General features: G+C 44.4%; 13 protein-coding genes and 1 tRNA gene. 3 read left to right on the forward strand and 11 right to left on the reverse strand.

Features of this window, described 5'->3' with window-relative positions; translation table 11 throughout:
- The 8 genes from VMX18_02505 to VMX18_02540 form a co-directional block, all read right to left on the reverse strand.
- Entirely contained in the window at window positions 1-579 is a 579-nt protein-coding gene (locus VMX18_02505; GenBank protein HUT22258.1) for a hypothetical protein, read from the reverse strand.
- Between the two features lie 605 nt (window positions 580-1,184).
- The gene (locus VMX18_02510) at window positions 1,185-2,150 is read right to left on the reverse strand and encodes a hypothetical protein (GenBank protein HUT22259.1); all 966 of its coding nucleotides are present in this window, start codon (window positions 2,148-2,150) and stop codon (window positions 1,185-1,187) included.
- On the reverse strand, window positions 2,140-2,691 hold the full coding sequence (locus tag VMX18_02515) for an RNA polymerase sigma factor (GenBank protein ID HUT22260.1): 552 nt from the start codon (window positions 2,689-2,691) through the stop codon (window positions 2,140-2,142). The genes VMX18_02510 and VMX18_02515 overlap by 11 nt, the downstream gene beginning before the upstream one ends.
- Before the next feature lie 131 nt (window positions 2,692-2,822).
- Window positions 2,823-5,864 carry a hypothetical protein gene (locus VMX18_02520; protein HUT22261.1) on the reverse strand — a complete coding sequence of 1,014 codons (3,042 nt, stop codon included), beginning with the start codon at window positions 5,862-5,864 and terminating at the stop codon, window positions 2,823-2,825.
- 183 nt (window positions 5,865-6,047) lie between these two features.
- Window positions 6,048-7,682: an Ig-like domain-containing protein gene (locus tag VMX18_02525; GenBank protein ID HUT22262.1), complete on the reverse strand. Its 1,635-nt coding sequence runs from the start codon at window positions 7,680-7,682 to the stop codon at window positions 6,048-6,050.
- 490 nt (window positions 7,683-8,172) lie between these two features.
- A complete protein-coding gene (locus tag VMX18_02530) occupies window positions 8,173-12,120 on the reverse strand; it encodes a hypothetical protein (protein HUT22263.1) in 3,948 nt (1,315 codons plus the stop codon).
- 177 nt (window positions 12,121-12,297) lie between these two features.
- On the reverse strand, window positions 12,298-13,491 hold the full coding sequence (locus VMX18_02535; GenBank protein HUT22264.1) for a DUF5667 domain-containing protein: 1,194 nt from the start codon (window positions 13,489-13,491) through the stop codon (window positions 12,298-12,300).
- A complete protein-coding gene (locus VMX18_02540) occupies window positions 13,484-14,038 on the reverse strand; it encodes an RNA polymerase sigma factor (GenBank protein ID HUT22265.1) in 555 nt (184 codons plus the stop codon). Before VMX18_02540 ends, VMX18_02535 begins: the two co-directional genes overlap by 8 nt.
- A gap of 232 nt (window positions 14,039-14,270) precedes the next feature.
- On the opposite strand from VMX18_02540, the gene VMX18_02545 reads away from it, so the two are divergent.
- Entirely contained in the window at window positions 14,271-14,564 is a 294-nt protein-coding gene (locus VMX18_02545) for a helix-turn-helix domain-containing protein (protein HUT22266.1), read from the forward strand.
- 43 nt (window positions 14,565-14,607) lie between these two features.
- Here the strand turns inward: VMX18_02545 and VMX18_02550 are convergent, their stop codons facing one another.
- The 3 genes from VMX18_02550 to VMX18_02560 form a co-directional block, all read right to left on the reverse strand.
- Complete coding sequence (locus VMX18_02550; protein HUT22267.1) at window positions 14,608-15,762, reverse strand: glycosyltransferase family 4 protein; 1,155 nt, start codon at window positions 15,760-15,762, stop codon at window positions 14,608-14,610.
- 48 nt (window positions 15,763-15,810) lie between these two features.
- On the reverse strand, window positions 15,811-16,224 hold the full coding sequence (locus VMX18_02555) for a transcriptional repressor (protein ID HUT22268.1): 414 nt from the start codon (window positions 16,222-16,224) through the stop codon (window positions 15,811-15,813).
- A gap of 450 nt (window positions 16,225-16,674) precedes the next feature.
- On the reverse strand, window positions 16,675-17,232 hold the full coding sequence (locus tag VMX18_02560; protein ID HUT22269.1) for a hypothetical protein: 558 nt from the start codon (window positions 17,230-17,232) through the stop codon (window positions 16,675-16,677).
- 139 nt (window positions 17,233-17,371) lie between these two features.
- On the opposite strand from VMX18_02560, the gene VMX18_02565 reads away from it, so the two are divergent.
- Window positions 17,372-17,445: transfer RNA gene (locus tag VMX18_02565), tRNA-Gln, on the forward strand.
- A 173-nt stretch (window positions 17,446-17,618) separates the two neighbouring features.
- Window positions 17,619-17,900: an HU family DNA-binding protein gene (locus tag VMX18_02570; protein HUT22270.1), complete on the forward strand. Its 282-nt coding sequence runs from the start codon at window positions 17,619-17,621 to the stop codon at window positions 17,898-17,900.
- Window positions 17,901-17,937 lie beyond the last annotated feature (37 nt).

The raw sequence follows: 17,937 nt of genomic DNA on the forward strand, positions 1-17,937 counted from the left end.
TCACATGCAAGGCTTTGGCGATAAATAAAGATACGGATAATCCTCTGCTTTGGCCACCAGCTGCCATCTTTCCTTAACCGGCCCGTTTTTGAGAATTTCCAATTTCTTTTGCAAGCTGTTTTGATCTTTGACCAAATTGACGAACGAATCATCGGCCCACATTTTCAATTTTTTTCCGTCTTGCCTTTTCTTGGCTTCTTCCCTGAAAAACCAAATGATTCTTTTGGCGTTGGAGCGTTTAACCTTATCGTTGCCCGCAAACAATTCGGCCAGCGGGTAATCCCCTTCTTTCGCTTCCTGATACAAATTATCCATAATTTCTTTGGAGACCCTTTTTTTGAATTCACCGTAAACCGCCACCGGATTGTCCAGGTCAGCCGGTAATTTGAACATCCAGTAAAAATGATTGGGCATGATCAGATACGCCAAGTTGGCGACTTTCAAATCCTTGGCCACGGACTTGATGTTTTTGGTCATCAAGTCAAGATAAGCTTTGTTAACAAAGAGATTTTTTCTGCCGGCGATCGAACTTGAATACAAATAAGTTCCTCCGGCTTGTCTTTCAATGAATTTTGACATAATTTTTTTATGAATTTATTATTTATGCGATCGCAAATTTATGTTAAAGAGCAAAAATATTTTATAGCGGTCCCCCGCGAAGTTTTTTCAGGCGAGACTTTCACCTTCTGCGCGGGGAACCCCTCCACTTCCATTATCACCCGCGAGCGTTAAATAAAATAGGGATTTTTGTCAGCTTCAGTCAACAAAAAAAACGCTCAAAAAGAGCGATTTTTTATGTGATATAATCAAATCAATTTTACGATGTCAGCGAACGCTGACAACTGTGGATAACACGTTACGAATAATCATCGCTAATTAACTAGCCTTGGCGTTATTTTCGTTACAAATACGTTTACGTTTATGTTACGAATTATCCCGAGGGGATCCCGTTGGGACAATCTTCTATTTGGCTTTTAGGTTATTTGTTACAAATTACAAGATTCTTAGGCATAAAGCTATAGGTGAATGTAATTTGTAACATCCGTCCGTGAGTCAAATGGAATTTCTACTTCGTAACGATCCAGCTTCTACACCCCTGACCCACCCCCCAGCTTCTCTGTTTCATGCTACATGCTACATGTTATGTGTTATGTGATATGTGATCCATGATACATGACATGTGCTTACCTCGGCTCGAAATAAATATTGGCGTTTTTGACCTTTGGCATGGCCTGCAACATGCCTCCCATGCCTTCCAAAAATTCCCGATGCATTTCCAAATTATTCTGAAAATCCTTAAAATCTTCCATCATCATCGGCTCTGGAGACCTCTTAAATTGAATGTTGAAACTCCTATCTTTCAATTGTTCCAACATTTGTCGGGCTCGCGCCTCATCCCCAATCACTTTGATGCCTCGAGCCTGAAAATCAACGACCGGCTCTCCCAAAATGACAATCACGTCCCCGGAAGCCAAGATCGCTTTTTGAGGCAAAACTTTGCAACCGGGCAATAGTCGAACCTTGATTTCCTGGCCTTGCGGAGTTTTTACCAAAAATTCTCTGGTTCCTTGAGCGGGCATTTCCGCCACCAATCCGACAATTCCATTGCTATTCAACATTCTCGGTCCGTGTTTTTCATATAATTTTTTGGCGATCGGAGAAAAAACCGGCGCGGTCAAATTTTCATTATCCACTTTTTCTTGAATCGTTTCATTGATGTCCGAAGCGAAAATGGCGCCGCCGCCGAGACCTGAACCGGCCAGTAAAATAATCAGCAAAGCGGCGAAAGATCGATTATAGGAAATTTCCAGCCGAGACATCAGCCAAGAAGCGAATCCGGTCAGCGCCAAAACGCAAAAGAAAAGCACATATGGCAAATTTTTCAAAATAACGGCAATGCCTCCGGCGCCGAAACCAGCGTATTCCAAGCTGTTGCCCGCGGAAATATCGTATATCGACAAATTGACGATAAAAACCGAAACAAGCAAAGACGCGCTGAACAGCGACAGCAGCAAAACCTTTTTCGACTTGAAATAATAGGACGATCTCATTTTAATCAATGAGATTCGGTCCATTACCCGATCGCGCGCGTCCATAGTCGGACTTTCTTCTTTTAATTTTTGAAAATGATTTTTAAAATTATTCTTCATATATATCCGATAATTTTTTCTTGGCTCGATTCACCAAAATTCCCACCGCGTTCTTGCTTTTTCTCAGGATCAACGACATCTCCTCATACGACTTTTCTTCAAAATATTTCAGAATCAACACATTTTTGTATTTGTCCGGCAATCTATTCAGGCATTCTTTCAATTTTTTCGCCTCATCGTCCTGATCCGCCATTTCTTCCAAATCGGCGTCATCCGCGATATCAAGCGGATTGTTCTCATCGTCCAAATACCGCTTTTTATAACGAGAATTTTTTTTCAACCAATTGACCGCCTCATTATGAGCGATGCGGTAAATCCAGCTGGAAAACTTTTTTTTTCGATTGAATCCCTTCAAATTCTTGTACGCTTTCAAAAAAACTTCCTGCGCTATTTCCGCCGCTTCCTCGCGGTGATTGATCAATCTGAAAATATAGGCAAAAAGCTTATTTTGGTACCTACCTACAATATACCTATATTTCTCTTTATCTTCTTTTATTGTCAGCTCGACGAGCTCATTGTCGTCGAGTAAAGAATAATCCATGTAATTTTGCCCCTATTATTACTACAATTTCCCGCCGAAAACCTTTCAAAAAATGACGCCGTTACTATACATTTAATCATATTTCAAGGAATAAAAAAAGCCCCGAAAGTCCGGGGCTTTTCTCGAAGTATTTATCTCAAATCCATCATTGAATCATACGATCTCGCCGACATATCCGCGCCGGTGCCGTATGTTATGCCGGTAGAAACGTTCTCAATCAAGAATTTATCCATAAAACCATTGCTGGTGAACGCCGACGTGGAAATTAAATATTTAACTCCATCTTCGATATAATACTTATTGGTCGAACCGTTATATCTGATAACGCTGCCGCTCGGATGAACATTGTCCGAGATCGAATCCACTTCCGTGTAGTTGGAGAAGAAGCTGGCCGCGATATCGACGACGCGTTTGTTCCATTCCGAACCGTACAACGCCGACGCGACGCCTTCGGTTTCCACCCATCTGATATTGCCGCCCTGTTCCACGGCGTAAACCTTCGGCACCGATTGAATCTTGATCAGCCAAGTGCCTTGTCTCATGGTCACATTGCTGCCCAGAGGAATCTGCGCCAAATCGTTATCGGAAATCACCTTCACGTTGTTGAAATTCTCGTACCAAGAGAAATATACTTTATCATTCGGAAAAACGTGTCTGTAACCGTCAGCGCTCAAGTAATATACGGTTGTCCTCGTGGAATTTTTCACCAAATCGCCAATTGCCAAACTGCCCGGAAACAAACCCGAAGGAGTTTCGACGGTCACCGGCTCGGAAGTATCTTCTTCTGCCGGCTGTTCGGCGGTTTCTACACTTTCCACGTAATTGATGGTGTCGGTATAAGTGGCGCTTTGATTATTGGTGGAAGTTTTGAATTTGACATAAACGGTCTTTTCTCCGAAGCCTTCCGTCAATGTCCAGGTCTTTTCGCTCGCGTACGGTTCCCATTCGGAACCCAAGAAATTAATATCGTTTGAAATCAGCATGGTGGCCGCGTTGTCAGCCGTTAATGTCAAGGTCACCACTCTGCTCAACGTTTCTTCATCTCCATCATTAATCACGGCTGACACGCTGCTCGAAGGAATCGTGCCCGTGCCGCCGCCTCCACCGCCACCGCCGCTGGCTCTAACGTTGGCGGAAGTATAAGTGGCCTGCGCAGTGGTATTGGCCGCTCGATTGGTCGAATCGGTCGTCCAAGTGATAAAGCCGGTTTTAGCAACACTCACGTCGTCCGTGCCGCCATCGGAAGCCACCGGAGTCGCGCAATAATAAGATCCCGTTACTTCCGTGCAACTGGTGCCGCCAACCGTAACCGTGGCGTCCGTCAAAGAACTAGCATATCCGTCCTGACCGACCACTTTATGTGAGTATAAAAGCGCGCCGCTGGTAGTCGTTTGTTGAGCGTCAGCTGTCGCAGTTCTATCAGTACCGAAAGCCAAGTCGTTGGTATTCTGAACATATCCGTCCAACGTCACCTGAATGGCCAGTGTCGAATAAACCAATGGCGTCGCGCAATACCAATTGCTGTCCGAACCCTTGGCGCAACTAACCGCTTGGGCGTCTCCGACCGCCACCGCCGTCGCTGTCGCTTTTACATTGGTTCCTACAGCCTCCGTAGGTATTGAAGTTATTTTATAAGCGTATTTCACCGAACCCGTGGTGGTGGTTTGCTGAGCATCCGTAGTGGCGGTTCTATCATTTAGTATGCCAAAAGAAGTAATATCCTGAACATACCCGTCTTTAGTCACTTTCAAAGCCGCGGTGGTATCTTCCAATGGAATGGCGCAATACCAATTAGTATCACCGCCTTGGGCGCAATCGACAGCCTGCGAGTCGCCGGCGGCCAAGGCCAACACCGTAGTCTTTAATTCAGTCGCTAAATTTTCCGTTGGAATTGAAGCTATCTTATAAGCGTATTTCAAGGTGCCGGTCGAGGCCGTCTCCTGAGCGTCGGCATTGGCCGTTCGATCGGTATCAAACGCTATGGAAGTGATATCTTGCACATAACCGTCCTTAGTCACTTGAATGGCCAAGGCCGTATGAGCGACAGGGACTTGACAATACCACTCGAGAGCGGAATAAAGACAGTTAACGGCTTGAGCATCTCCCGTATAAACGGCAGAGGCTGTGCCGACCACGTCAGTGCCTATCTGTTCGGTCAATATTGAAGACAATTTATAGGCATAGTCATTTGACGTGGTATATGCCGTTTGCGCGGCGGCGGCTATTGTCTGGGTGGCATCGACATAATCCACCATACCGTCAAGAGAAACCGTAACCGTATGCGGCCCGGCCGCCAAAATGGTGGTATCTATAGCGATGTATATAACACCATCAGATGTGCCGTCCCCATCGCCCACTCCTCCATCCGTTACCGCGTCCGCGGTGGCGACAACCACCGTAGCTCCTACCATGGAAACTGATTGCTCACTTAAAAAAGTAACCTTGACCGTGAAGTCATTAAGCGAATTAACGGCCGTTTGAGTGCCCGATTCGGTAGCCGGGGGCAAGACACTGCTGACTTCATTATCAGCATAGCCTTGATCTTCCAGCGTTTCGGTCGTGATAGTGTCCACTGCCGTGCCGACCGGAACGGGAACTCCGAAAGCCGTATTATCGCTGCTCGCGGTGCCGGTAATCGGCGTGCCGTCAGCATCAAAGGTGCAAACCTCATCGCCATCGCCGGTAATGGCCGCGGCCAATTCATCCGTTAAAGTCACCATGACCGAAAATTGATTTGCCGAATTAATAGTGTTCTGAGATCCGATCGCGTAAGTCAACGCGGTTGAAGTCCATTTTAAATATCCATCATCGCCAAGAGCTTCCGAGGTAACCGTTATGGCTTCTCCGTCGTCATTGCAACCTCCTAGAATATCGGCTACAGCCACATCGATAACATCAGCCGTCGCGCTGCTGTCGCAAGCGTCGCCGTCCACGCAAGTCTGCACAGCGCCATTGCACTGTATGGTCACTTGCCAATCGCCGGTAGCGGCCAAAGTAATCGCGGCGCCGAATTCATCTATCGCATTAATGGTAACTCCGCCCGCGTCAGCTCTGGCGACATCCACGTGATTCATATCCATAACCGCCCAAAATGCTATCGCCAAAACGGCGACCATGAAAACTTTCAGGCTCAACGGAAGAAGTTCATGAAAAAGACTTTTATTTTTTTCCATATTTCTTATTTCTTTCGACTGAATCAATTATGATTCAATCCAAAAGTTAATTAATCGCAGGATATTAAAATCCCTATATATATTAAAAGCTAAATTTCAACCTTTGAGTATATTATACAACAAAAATAAAAAATATTTACAGTTATCCACATCGCCCCATTAACTCTGTTTTCATAAAAGAATTCATTGATTCAACAAGCTTTGAAAAGGCGAAATATTAAGCTTATTTTCGGAAATGGAATCGCTTTCCGTGTAATCAGAAAAGAAAGCCTCGGACATATCATCTATCCTTCCCGACCAAACCAACGAAAAAAGTATTTTGGCCACGGTTTCCGTTTCTATCCAACGCAAATTTTGGTCATCATCCACCAAATACACTTTGGGCACGGAAGGCATCTTTATCAGACTGCCCGGTTTGTATTTGATGTTTCCGACCAGCGGATATTGCGACAATCCATCGGACGATATCAATTCAACATTTGAAAAATCGTCATACCAAGAAAAAAATATTTTTTCATTGGGAAAAACATATCGTTGATTATTCACGCCGAGCAAATAAACAGTGGAATCTTCCGGCGATTTGATCAGTCGCCCGGACAACGACTTGTCGGAAACAAACTCGACCACGGCCGAAACCGGAATCTCGGCGTTAAAAATATTCCAAGTCAATAATTTTTCATCAACTTCGGCGAAATAAAGAGAAGAACCGAAAACGTTTGAACTTACCGAAAATTTCGCCAAACCGTTTTCATCGGTAATGTCAGTGATCGCTTCAATCGTATCATAATCTTTTTTTGATGAATGCAAAATAACTTTTTTCCCGGCGATGGCTTCGCCCAGGTCGTCTTGCAACCACACGTCAATCGTCGCCTTCTCGCCGACCGAAATCTTCTCGTCCTCGGTCTCAACCAAAGCCAACGATATTGCGCGACCATCCGCTTCCATTGAAATCGAAGGGGATGTGTATTCATTGCCGATAAAATCGGCTGACTTGACCGCTATGACATGGCTGCCGAGCGCAACCTCCGACCATAAATATTGCCAAGTGTCAAAATAAGTGCCGGTGGATTCGGCGTCAAACCATTCTCCATCAATGGATACTTTTACCCATGAGGGAAATGAGCCCGCGCGATCCCTGGCCAGCCCGGTGATTAAAATATCTCCGCTGCCGGAAATAACAACCGTTTCTCCGTTTTTAATATTATCTATCACCACGACCGGCGGAATATTATCCAGAGCAAGTCTGGAAATGATCTGCGAGGTGGAATTCAATAAATTATCGCCAACGGGTCCGTCGTTTTCCGATTCAACGAAAACACCCTTCTCTCCCAGATCGAACCGGCCGTCGGCATTTAAGTCGCTTAAGGCGGGAATATAAAAATCGAGAGAATAGCTGGTGGTCAAAACATAAGTCGTTTCCACGCTGATAAATATTCTTAAACCGCCAACGGGAATTTCTTCATTGATATTTTCAAGATACCAATAAGCTTCATTCGGGTACCATACGGCTTCTCCCAAATCTTTATCTACGCCAATGCCTTGAAATCCTTGCGATCCGTCATCAGCGTAAATTCTCACTTTGTCTATTTGATAATCAACCTGAGCCGTGCCTTTATTCTTCACGGTGATTGCGGACAAAACATCCTTCGCTCCGCCGTTGTCAGGGACAACAAAATCCATGGTTAAAATATCGAAGTCCGATTGATAATAATAACTGAACGGGGCTTCGAAATTAACGTAATCATCCACTTCTGCCGCCATCGCGCCGCCGCCCCCCAACAAACAAATTAAAGCAAAGCAAAAAAATATTTTTTTCATAAAAATAAATTAGTTGTCGATGTTCATATAATAACACATTTCAAATATGAAAACAAAAAATAACTCACAATTCAAAATCCAACCCAATGGCTCGGATGCCGGGTTGTGGGTCAGGGGTCTTGTTACGAATTACAATCATCTGATAGGCCGATTAATATATGTTACGAAGTACAAGATTCCATTTGGCCTACAGACGGGTGTTACAAATTACATTCACCTATAAGCCTTAAGCCTGAGATTATTGTAATTCGTAACAGATAACCTGAAAGCTAAATAGTAGATTGTAATTCGTAACAAATAACCTGAAAGCTAAATAGTAGATTGTAATTCGTAACAAATAACCTGAAAGCTAAATAGAATCTTATAATTCGTAAACATCTCAAGCCCCATAAAGCCTTCTTAAAAAAACAAAATCCCCCCGACTTTCGTCGAAGGGATTTTTGTTTCGGTTTGCGCTACCGAAAAACCTTAAACTATATGAGACTCTATCTTACGGTTTGAGCAACAGACCCGCATACTTATCGCCTCTAAAGAGGATATTAGCATGTTGGTAAGTGCCGATTCCGTTGATGCTCCAAGTGAAGTTTGAGGCTGAAGCGTCATCCAACCATAACTGGATGGAATCGCCTTGAGACGTCATCATTGACGTATCACCCCAAACATACAAGTACTTGGTCTCGCCGGCCGGAACTCTCCAGTCGGTGGAAACATCTTCGAAAAGGAACTTAACGCTGGTGGCGGAACACGGAGCGATAGCGGCAGGTGTAGCCAAAGTGACTCCATCTGAATCTTTCAAGTAAACGTCTCCTGTCGCCACGCTGGTGCAAGAAGAGCTGATCTTGAAAGTAATATCGCCGGTAGCCGCGTCGAACGTGATGTCCTTCGGGCCGTCAGCGGTGACCGCTAATTTAGCCAACAAAGTGTTGGCGCTCGGGATCAGATTGCCTGAAGGCGTATCAACCGCGAAAGCGACTGAGGGAACGCTCTCATAAACAGTCTGATTATTGCCATCAACCGTGTAAATCACGCGAACGGTACCAGCCACGACGTCTGCAGTAGCGGTAGTGCCGATATAAGCGTTTTCACCGGCTGCCCAAGCGGCATTACCACCAGAGATTTGTAAGTTGGTGGCGGCCGTGATCACGGTAGCAACATCAGTATCTGAAGCGCCGACAGTTGAACCGATTTTGTAAGTGCCGCAATCTGTCACGCGCACATCAGTGGCATCAACCGTGCCGCCGGAAGCCACATCGCGATAGATGCACTCACCGGCCGCCCAAGTGGCGTTGCCGCCGGAAATGAACAAGTTGGTGGCTAGATTTAGATCAGTCGCGGTAATATCGCTGTCTCCGGCTACGACAGTGGTTGTCAAAACAACCGTGCCGGCGCCTTGTCCGACGGCTCTGAAATTATTCGGAGTCGTGAAGGCGAGAGACATGGCAGCCGCGTTATCCGCGCCGCCGCTGGTGGTGTTCATGTTGCCTTTGACAGTGATGGTCGTATCTCCGTCTTTCGGCACGTAGATGTCAAGTCCGTTGAAATCCGCGATGCCACCACTCAAGAAAGCTGACTTGGTGACAGTCGCGCCAACGCTGTTGGTGTAGGACAAGACAACTGAAGTAAATTCGTCATCGTACATGGTTGAAAACTCTTGGTTCTTGATTCTCAACTTTTCGATAACGAAAGCTTCATTGGAAGCTGCGAATTTGACTTTGGTAAAGTCAACACCCTGTCTGCCGGCGACCACCAAATTTACCAACGGAGTGGCTGAACCGATGTTTACGGTCAAAGTGCCGGTGGAGGTGACGGTCTGATAACGACCCGGAGCTGTATCAGGATCGGTATTGCCATTAATCAAATTCGGGGTGATCGATGTGCCGAATCCGTATTCAGCTGAAACATCGGCCGCGGCCGCGAGAGCCATGGCGAATCGATCGCTAGTGCCATCATAAGGAGCGGTGGTTGACAAATCAACCTTCACCACCAATTGCTTGGAAGTGCCCGCCGGAATCATCCAATTCAAAGTATCGAATTGAACGGTGATCGCGCTGGTGCCGACAGTCAATCCTTTGGCAGTCGCCAACGGAGAAGTCGCGCCATCATCGTAAATGGCCACCTTGGAAATCACATCCTCGGCGTTTGAAGCCTGATTCTTATCACCCGCGGCAAAAGTTGTAGCGTTGGCATCCAAGTAAGCGGTCAATTTGATCGTGTTTACTTTGACGTCAGCGGCATTGCCCGCGGTGAAGACGAAGCCTACGGTCGAGACTCCATTGGAGCCTTTAACATAGGTGTTGCCACCGGCCGGAGTGCCAGCCAAATCAATTGACAAGCTGGTTTCGGTGATGGTCATTTCATTACCCGCGATATTGCCCGAAGGGACAATGTCGGTAATGGCATCGCCTGTGTCTGAATCCTTGAACACCCAGTTCGAAGTTGAAGTCAAATCTTTCAAAGTGGCGAGAATCTTATCGCCATCAGACGCGGTATTTGAAACATCAACTCTCACTTGGCATTCGGTGGCTCCTGCCGCCAATGACCAAGTATCGGTAAAGGCGTTATCGGTAGCCGCCGGACTGGCGGTGTCAGCGACGACAATGCCGCCGCAGATCAATTCCAGATTTTCCATGTCAGCGGCAGCCAAACCGGTGCCGGACATGGTAACTGTGGCTCTTTCAACATCTATCGAACCCTGAGCGGTCATGGTGAAATTCATCAAAACCACTTTGTTGGTATTCTTCGACACATCAGTCGAAGAAGGACCGTTGAAAGCTACTGACAATTGGCTGGCTTCAGCCGTGGTGGTATTTGACAGAGGAGAAGAATCAGCCTCTTCAACGTATGAATTCGCGCTGCCGCCCACTGCGGCGTCAACGTACATGTTATAGCCGTAAGTGTCGCCGGTGGCGCGAACATCGGTGTTGTATCTTACATACAAGGTGCCGGTGTCAGCGTCTCTGCCGGTAACGTCGGCCTTAGCCGTGAAAGAAACTGAATCGCCTCTTTCGATCGGCCAAGCGGTGTCCAAATCGCAAACGAAGTAATCGCCGCTCTCCGTGCAAGTTGAAACCAAGTCGGATCCTCGATAAATCTTCATGTTGTTAAAGATGTCTCTCGCGCTGTTGTAAATTGTCAAGCCCGAGAAATGAGCGTCTTCAACGGTATTCACATGTACCGAGAAATTAGAAACCTCAACTCCAACTTCGCCGATCTTTCGAGTATAAGCCTGGCCGTTTGATTCGACATCGACTTTACCCACTTGAACGGTTGAAATGTTCAAGGTGTTTGATCGGACGGGGAAACTGCCAACGACCGACTCAGCAGTGCTGCTGATCGAAGTGGCGTTGGTCATTTCAAATTGATGAGAGCCATTGGTTGCCGGCGAATAAGCGATATCCGCGAACAAAGTCAAAGTCTTGCTCTGACCGGCGCCTACAGAAAGGTTTAAATTATTAAAGTAGGCTAAGTTCGTTGAAGTGGATATGGTCTTGCCCGAGGTCAACTTCAATGAGCCGTCATAAAGATAAATCTTTGAAAGCTCTGAAGGAGAACCCAAACCGACTCTCTTTATAGCGAGGGTATTAACGGTAATCGCCGCATCGCTGCCGGCAGTGAAAGTGTATTTGGCTACTTCGACGCCGGTGGCTCCGAACGGAGCTGTTTGTGTCGCCGGGGTGTCAGAGGCCAAAGAAACGGTCAATGTGCCGTCAGCGGCTACCGGAGCAGCAGTGCCACCGCCTTGGGAATCATCCAAGTAAGTAGCATCAGCGCCGGAAACCACATCTCCTTCGGTATAAGAATCCAATACTGCCTGAGTGGTGACAGTCACATATTCCCACTTGAAGCGGTTCGCGACGAACACGTCTTCAGACGGTACTAAATGTTTCATGTCATCCCAGATAAGCCAGACGTCGGACGCCGCAGCGGTCTTCAATAAGAAACCGTCCGGATACCAAGTGCCATCCAACTCTGTGCTCGTATCGTTGTAATTGTTCCAGAATGAATCCTGGACATCAAGTATTCTCGAACTCCAGGTTGATCCGAACAAATCTTCAGCGGCTGTCTGATCGGCGACTTTATACAAATCGCCTTCTCGGCTGACCGCGTAAACGCTCGGAATCGACTGAATCTTAACTAACTCCGTGCCGTAGCGAGTGACAACGTTTGACGCCAATGAAATATCGGCAAGCTCGCTATCGGTTATATTCCTGACAACAGAAAAATCATATTGCCAAGTAAAATAGTACTTATCCTGCGGATAGACGTACCTTTTGCCGTCAGACGCGTAAAAATATACGGCGTCAAAGCTGCCCTTGATAACATCTCCCGGTTCCAGCACCGCGGCGCTGGCCACAGGGACGAAAGCGGCAACTCCCATTGACCAAACAATGGTGGCGAGTACAACCCCGAAAGTAAATACTTTTTTTAGGTTACCCATAGATTAATTTAAATCTCCTTTGCCTCCAATAATATTTTTTCATTCGATCGAATGGAAAAATATATTGAGGTCAATATATTTTAATTATGTCACGGCCTCCCTTTTGGGATCGACCTTGCTGGACATGACAACCTAAAGAGTTGATTAATTCGTTAATATATAAATAATTATTTTTTATTATTCAACAACCGCATCGGCCGCGGCGTCCGTGGTGGCCGAGCTTTGCTCCGGCGTTTCCGGCTCGCCGGTCGTGTCGGGACTGACTTCACCGGTCGATTCACTCATCGCGCCGAGCTTGGTTTGAATGTCTCTGGTTATCAAATTACTTTCCTTTATTTTTTCAAAAGCTCGCGTAATGTCGCCTTGCTGTAAAAGAAGTCTCGCTTCTTCAACCAATTTTTGCACTTCTTCAGGCGCTTCGCCGATAATCGCGGTTTGATCAAGAATCAATTGATCGTTATCGCTCAAAACGTCCTCGGTTGCCAAATCATGCGAAGAAGCATCCTCCATGGCGTCGCAGCTCGCGCAAGTTTCCTCGGGCTGACTGACGTTCTTAACCTCTTCTATCTTTTCTTCCGCGGATCGTATTTTACCTTCCAAATTTTGCGCTATCTCTTCCACCGAGGATTCAACCTCTCCGGAAACGTGTTTTTCAATGATCACGCCGATGGCCGCCTCGGACGTTTCCTCAACAACATTCTGCGCGGCGTCAAGTTCCGAAATCATCGTCGATTTATCATCAATGGCTTTTATCTCTTTTTTCTTCTGTTTTATTTTTTCAGACAAACTATCGACTTTATCATCCACTTTTTTGGCCACATCCACTATTTCCTGCGCCGGTTTCGGCGTTAACTTAACTTTTTCCAATTGCTCTTTCACGTTGGTCATTTGCTCCGTTAAACCGTGAATGGCCACCTTCATGTTTTCTTGATTGCCCTCGACTTCCGGATGCAATTGCAATTTGTCCATTTCATTCATTCTCTCGTCCGCGTAGCCCATGTAAAGATCCGTTTTTTTATCCGCACCGACAGTCAAACCGGCGTAAATTTTTTCCGAAGTCAATTTAACTTTATATAAAGTGTCTCCGGGCACCGTGCCTTTGGAAGCGCTGACTCCGAAGACTGAAGCTCCGAAGATGAATGTGACGATCAAAGTTATTGCGCCAATCGGCTTATACACAAAAGTTTTAACGCTGCCCGGCATAATCGCCTTGATGCCGTACCAAAAATTTTTGAAAGCGCTTTCTTTGGTGTTTGCCGTCTGTCCCTTAATTTGGGAAATCAAAAGATTCCGATTTGATTTCTTCCATTCGGCGTTGGCTCCCAAAATCCTCAAGGACTTTAACTGTTTGATTATATCTTTGTCAGTCATGAAAAATTTCCTTTAATGTTTTCAGAGCTCGGTGCAATAGCACTCTGATGTTGCTTTTGCTTTTGTCTAAAATTTTAGCGATTTCCGAGGTGGTCAATCCGTTGATGTATTTAAGGATGATCACTTCGCGATATTCCTCCTTAAGCAGTTTCAATTTGCTTTCGATTTGTTCCAAGTCCAGTTTTTGATCCAATTCCTTGACCGCGTCTTTTCTGTCCGCGATAATTTCTTCAAATTGTTCGGTGTTTGAAACGACCGAATTTTTATTTCTCTCTCGGTAATGATCAATTATGCAATTTCGGGCGATGCGATATATCAAGGCGTTGAAATTGTCTATTTTCCTTTTTCCTTCCCGCAAGTATTGCCAAGTTTTTAAAAAAATATTCGAAGTGATATCTTGAGTTTCTTCATCTGTATTCACCTTGAATCTGACGAATCTAAATATCTTATCCACATACAAATCATAAAGTTTTCCGAAAGCCTCGGGATTGTTCTGATTTTTGGCCTGGAAAACGAGATATTTGATTTTAATGTTATTGTTCCGCATCTTTGAAGTCGTATATTTGTTAAAAGTGTTACAGTCTTTATAATAAAATATTTCGAACAAATTGTAAAGATTATATCTTAATACATTTAGCGCAAAAAATCAATGATTAAGACGCCATTTTTCGTCACTTGACTTTCAGGGATAAAATTGCATTATAAATAAGTAAATGTCTACACCACTCTATACTTTCAACGAATTTTTTGTTAAATTATCAGCAAGGAACAATACCAATATGCCAACGGAAAAAAACCATAAAATCATTAGAGTCTCCGTCTCGGAAGCGGCCAGGTTGCTCGGCATAGACTCGCATACCATCAGACGGGCGATTAAAACAGAGGAAGTTACCTATGCCGTGGTTCAAGGCAGATACAAAATAAATTTCGAGAGCTTGGTTAAATGGTCTCAGCAAAAAATCAGGATAAAAAACAAAATGAATAAAGATGGCATCGGTCAATACGTGGCCAAGTGGAAAATAAAAAACAAACTTTATTCGCCCAATCCGGGGAGCATGGATCATGGAACATGAATCACGAAAAAAAAACGGCCGAGCGGCCGTTTTTTTTCGAAATTTAAAGTTCCAATATTCCCACTTTTTTCAATCTCGGTTGATAAATGATTTCCTTATATAATTTTTCCGTACGCTCGATCACCTTTTGCCAATCAAATTCATCAATCACTTCCCTTTTTAATTGTTGCCCCATGTTCGGCAAAGTGTTGACATTCGCCAAAAGCGATGAAAGTTTCTTTTTTAAATCACCGGCATCGCCTTTTTCAAACACCAACGCGGAGCGCAAATTTTCCGGCATCAATTCCAAATGCGCCGGAATGTTCGAAACCACGGTCGGCACGCCAAAAGACATGGACTCCAAAACGGAAATCGGCAATCCTTCTGAATCTGATGGATGAACGAAAAGTAAAGCGTTCTCGAAAAGCTGCTGCAAGGCTTCTCCGGATTGAAACCCGGTGAACATAATCCTTCTGTCTCCGGCCGCCATTTTTTTCAGATCATTCACATAGTCATCGGTAAAAACGGAACCTCCCGCAATAACCAATCTCTTCTCTGTTTTCAGATCTTTAAAAGCCTCGATCAATAAATCTATTCGCTTAACCTTTATTAATCGCACGGCGACCAACAAATAGCCCTTGCTGCGCAAATTAAATTTTTCTTTTACAATATTGTCCCCGAATGACTCGGGCAAAGACGCTCCATTTGGAATGTAAACGACTTCAACATTGAATTTATCATGGCAATACTTTTGAAGACTTTTCGAAACCGCGATGGTTTCATGCGGAGCCGTCACCGCGAACCTTTCTCCGAGTTTCAAAAAAAACCTGGCGACCGCGCCCCACTTCTCATGCAAACTGTCGATACTGTGAAAAGTCACCACAACTTTTGTCCTTCTTAAAAATATTCTCGGCAAAAAAGACATCAACGCCGGCCCGATACCATGATAATGGATTACATCGTATTTCTTAAAAAGCGAGTGCATCGTGCATAAAAAAGTATGGCTTATAGCGTCAAAATGTTTCGTCTTCAAAGAAGGCAGCGAAATTAAACTCACGTCCTTATATTCCTTCAAATTCTTGTCCGTATACCAAGGTCTGGTGTAAACAAAAACATCATGTCCCCTCTCAGCCAATCCCATGGCCAATTTTTCGACATGATTCTCCACGCCGCCGTATTTGGCGGGCAAACCCTTTTGCCCTATAAAAGCTATTTTCATGAATTTACAATAGCACATTTTTAAAAAAATGTCAATTAAATGGCTTATTTAACCGATTTTTACGTTTTTTTCTTCCAACAGACATTGTTCGCATTTGCCAAAGAAAAAAATGGTGTTCGAATGCACCTGGGCATTCAATTCACGATTGATACGCTTATAAATTTTTTTAATTTCAACGTCTCTGACATCGAAGATGGACTTGCATTTTTCGCAAACGAAATGAACGTCGTTTCTTTTCGCGTCATAGCGCGTCGGTCCTTTTTCAAAATCCAAAGCCCTGATCAAGCCGCTTTCAACCAGACTTTTTAAATTTCTATATACCGTGGCAAAACTGATTTGAGGCAAAAGAGCCTTAACGGCCATAAAAACTTCCTCAGCCGCCGGGTGAGAATCCGTATTTAAAAGATAATTCAATATCATTTTTCTTTGATTTGTCAGTCGTCCTTTATGCTTAATTATCATATTTTATCAGATAATTACTCCTATTTGAGATTTGTTATCATTACTAAATATAGTATATTCCTATTTGAGAATCATTCAAAGACTTATCCACAAATTGTTACGAATTACAAGACTCCATTTAGCTTCTAGGTTATCTGTTACGAATTACAAGATTCTATTTAGCTTTCAGGTTATCTGTTACGCCTGCCTGCTCCTCGAGTCTGAGCTCGCCACTCGGCCGTGAGCTCGTGGCCGAACGGGAGTCGAAGACCGGCAGGCAGGAATTACAAGATTCTCAGGCTTAAAGCTGTAAGTGAATGTGATTTGTAACATCCGTCCGTAGGCCAAATGGAGTCTTGTACTTCGTAACATATATTAATCGGCCTACCAGATGATTGTAATTCGTAACATAATCCATAAAGATGTAATAAAAAAAACTCCGCTTTAGCGGAGCATTGCCGTATTGTGGAATTATCTTATGCCCATGCGATACAAAATCAAATTTTTAATATCCTCCAAGCAAACATCATCATAAACCGAAGATGTTTCATAAACTTTGACTGAAATGTTTGGTCTGGCCATCGCGGACAGATGCTTAATGGTTTTGCGATGATCATTATCAAAGTATTTTTCAGCCATGAAAAAATCAATGGGAGCTTCCGTTCTTTCTAATAAATGTCCCGGTTCCGGAGTATTTTCCGGCCAAAGCGTTCTTTTGTTTTGTTTATTTTTGAAAATTATCGGCTGCAAAGAAAATATGCCGGACAACCGAGCGCTTTCCGCCGCTTCCAAAACCGGCACCAAACTCCAACCTTCGGTGATATAATACAATTCTTTGTTTTTCTCGGTTTGTTGACGGTGATAATCATTGAAAGCCTCAATCAGTTCCGACCAACCGCCCGCAGCCATCTTAGACGAGAGATTATCAAAAACAAAAACATTCAGGCCTTTTTCTTTAAGATCATTGCCCAATTTGACGAATTTTTGATTTGTGCCCCAAATATTCGGCACTATCACCACTTTTCTCATATGTTTATATTTTACCAGTAATTATGAAAATATCAATGTTTGCAACCCTTCCAAATATTGATTTATTAATAACATCTGATATCATAGTAGGGTATTTAAGACTAAAATGGATATTTTGACAAGTCTTGCGGCAAATCATTCGGAGATCGTCTAATGGTAGGACACCAGGTTCTGGCCCTGGCAATCTAGGTTCGATTCCTAGTCTCCGAGCCAGCCTTCGCTAAAGCTTCGGCTGGCAGGCCAGCCAATCGCCTTTCGGGCTGCGGCTTGTCCGCCGTAGTTTCAACGTAGGCGGGCTGACAAGCTAATAAAAATTATCCCCAAAAATGGACTTTTCTCAATAAATACGCTATAATGATTCAACGAGATAATTAACTAAAATATTTATGGCAAAAATGACAAAGTCTCAAATGTTGACTGCCTTAGCTGAAAAGACGGGCATGTCGAAAAAAGATGTCGCTTCTTTGAGCGAAGCCATGACCATGATGGCTTACGACGAAGTTAAGAAGAATGGAGAGTTCACCATCCCGGGCATTGGCAAATTGGTAAAGAAACACCGAAAAGAACGAATGGGACGAAACCCGGCTACAGGAGAATCAATTAAGATCTTGGCAAAGACCGTTCTTAAATTCAGAGTTTCAAAGTCAGCCAAAGACGCGGTACTGTAAAAGCATCCGTCAAGAATAAAAAAGCCGCCTTAACGGG

The sequence above is a fragment of the Candidatus Bipolaricaulota bacterium genome, from assembly GCA_035528115.1.
GTDB lineage: Bacteria > Patescibacteriota > Patescibacteriia > UBA11705 > DATKZF01 > DATKZF01.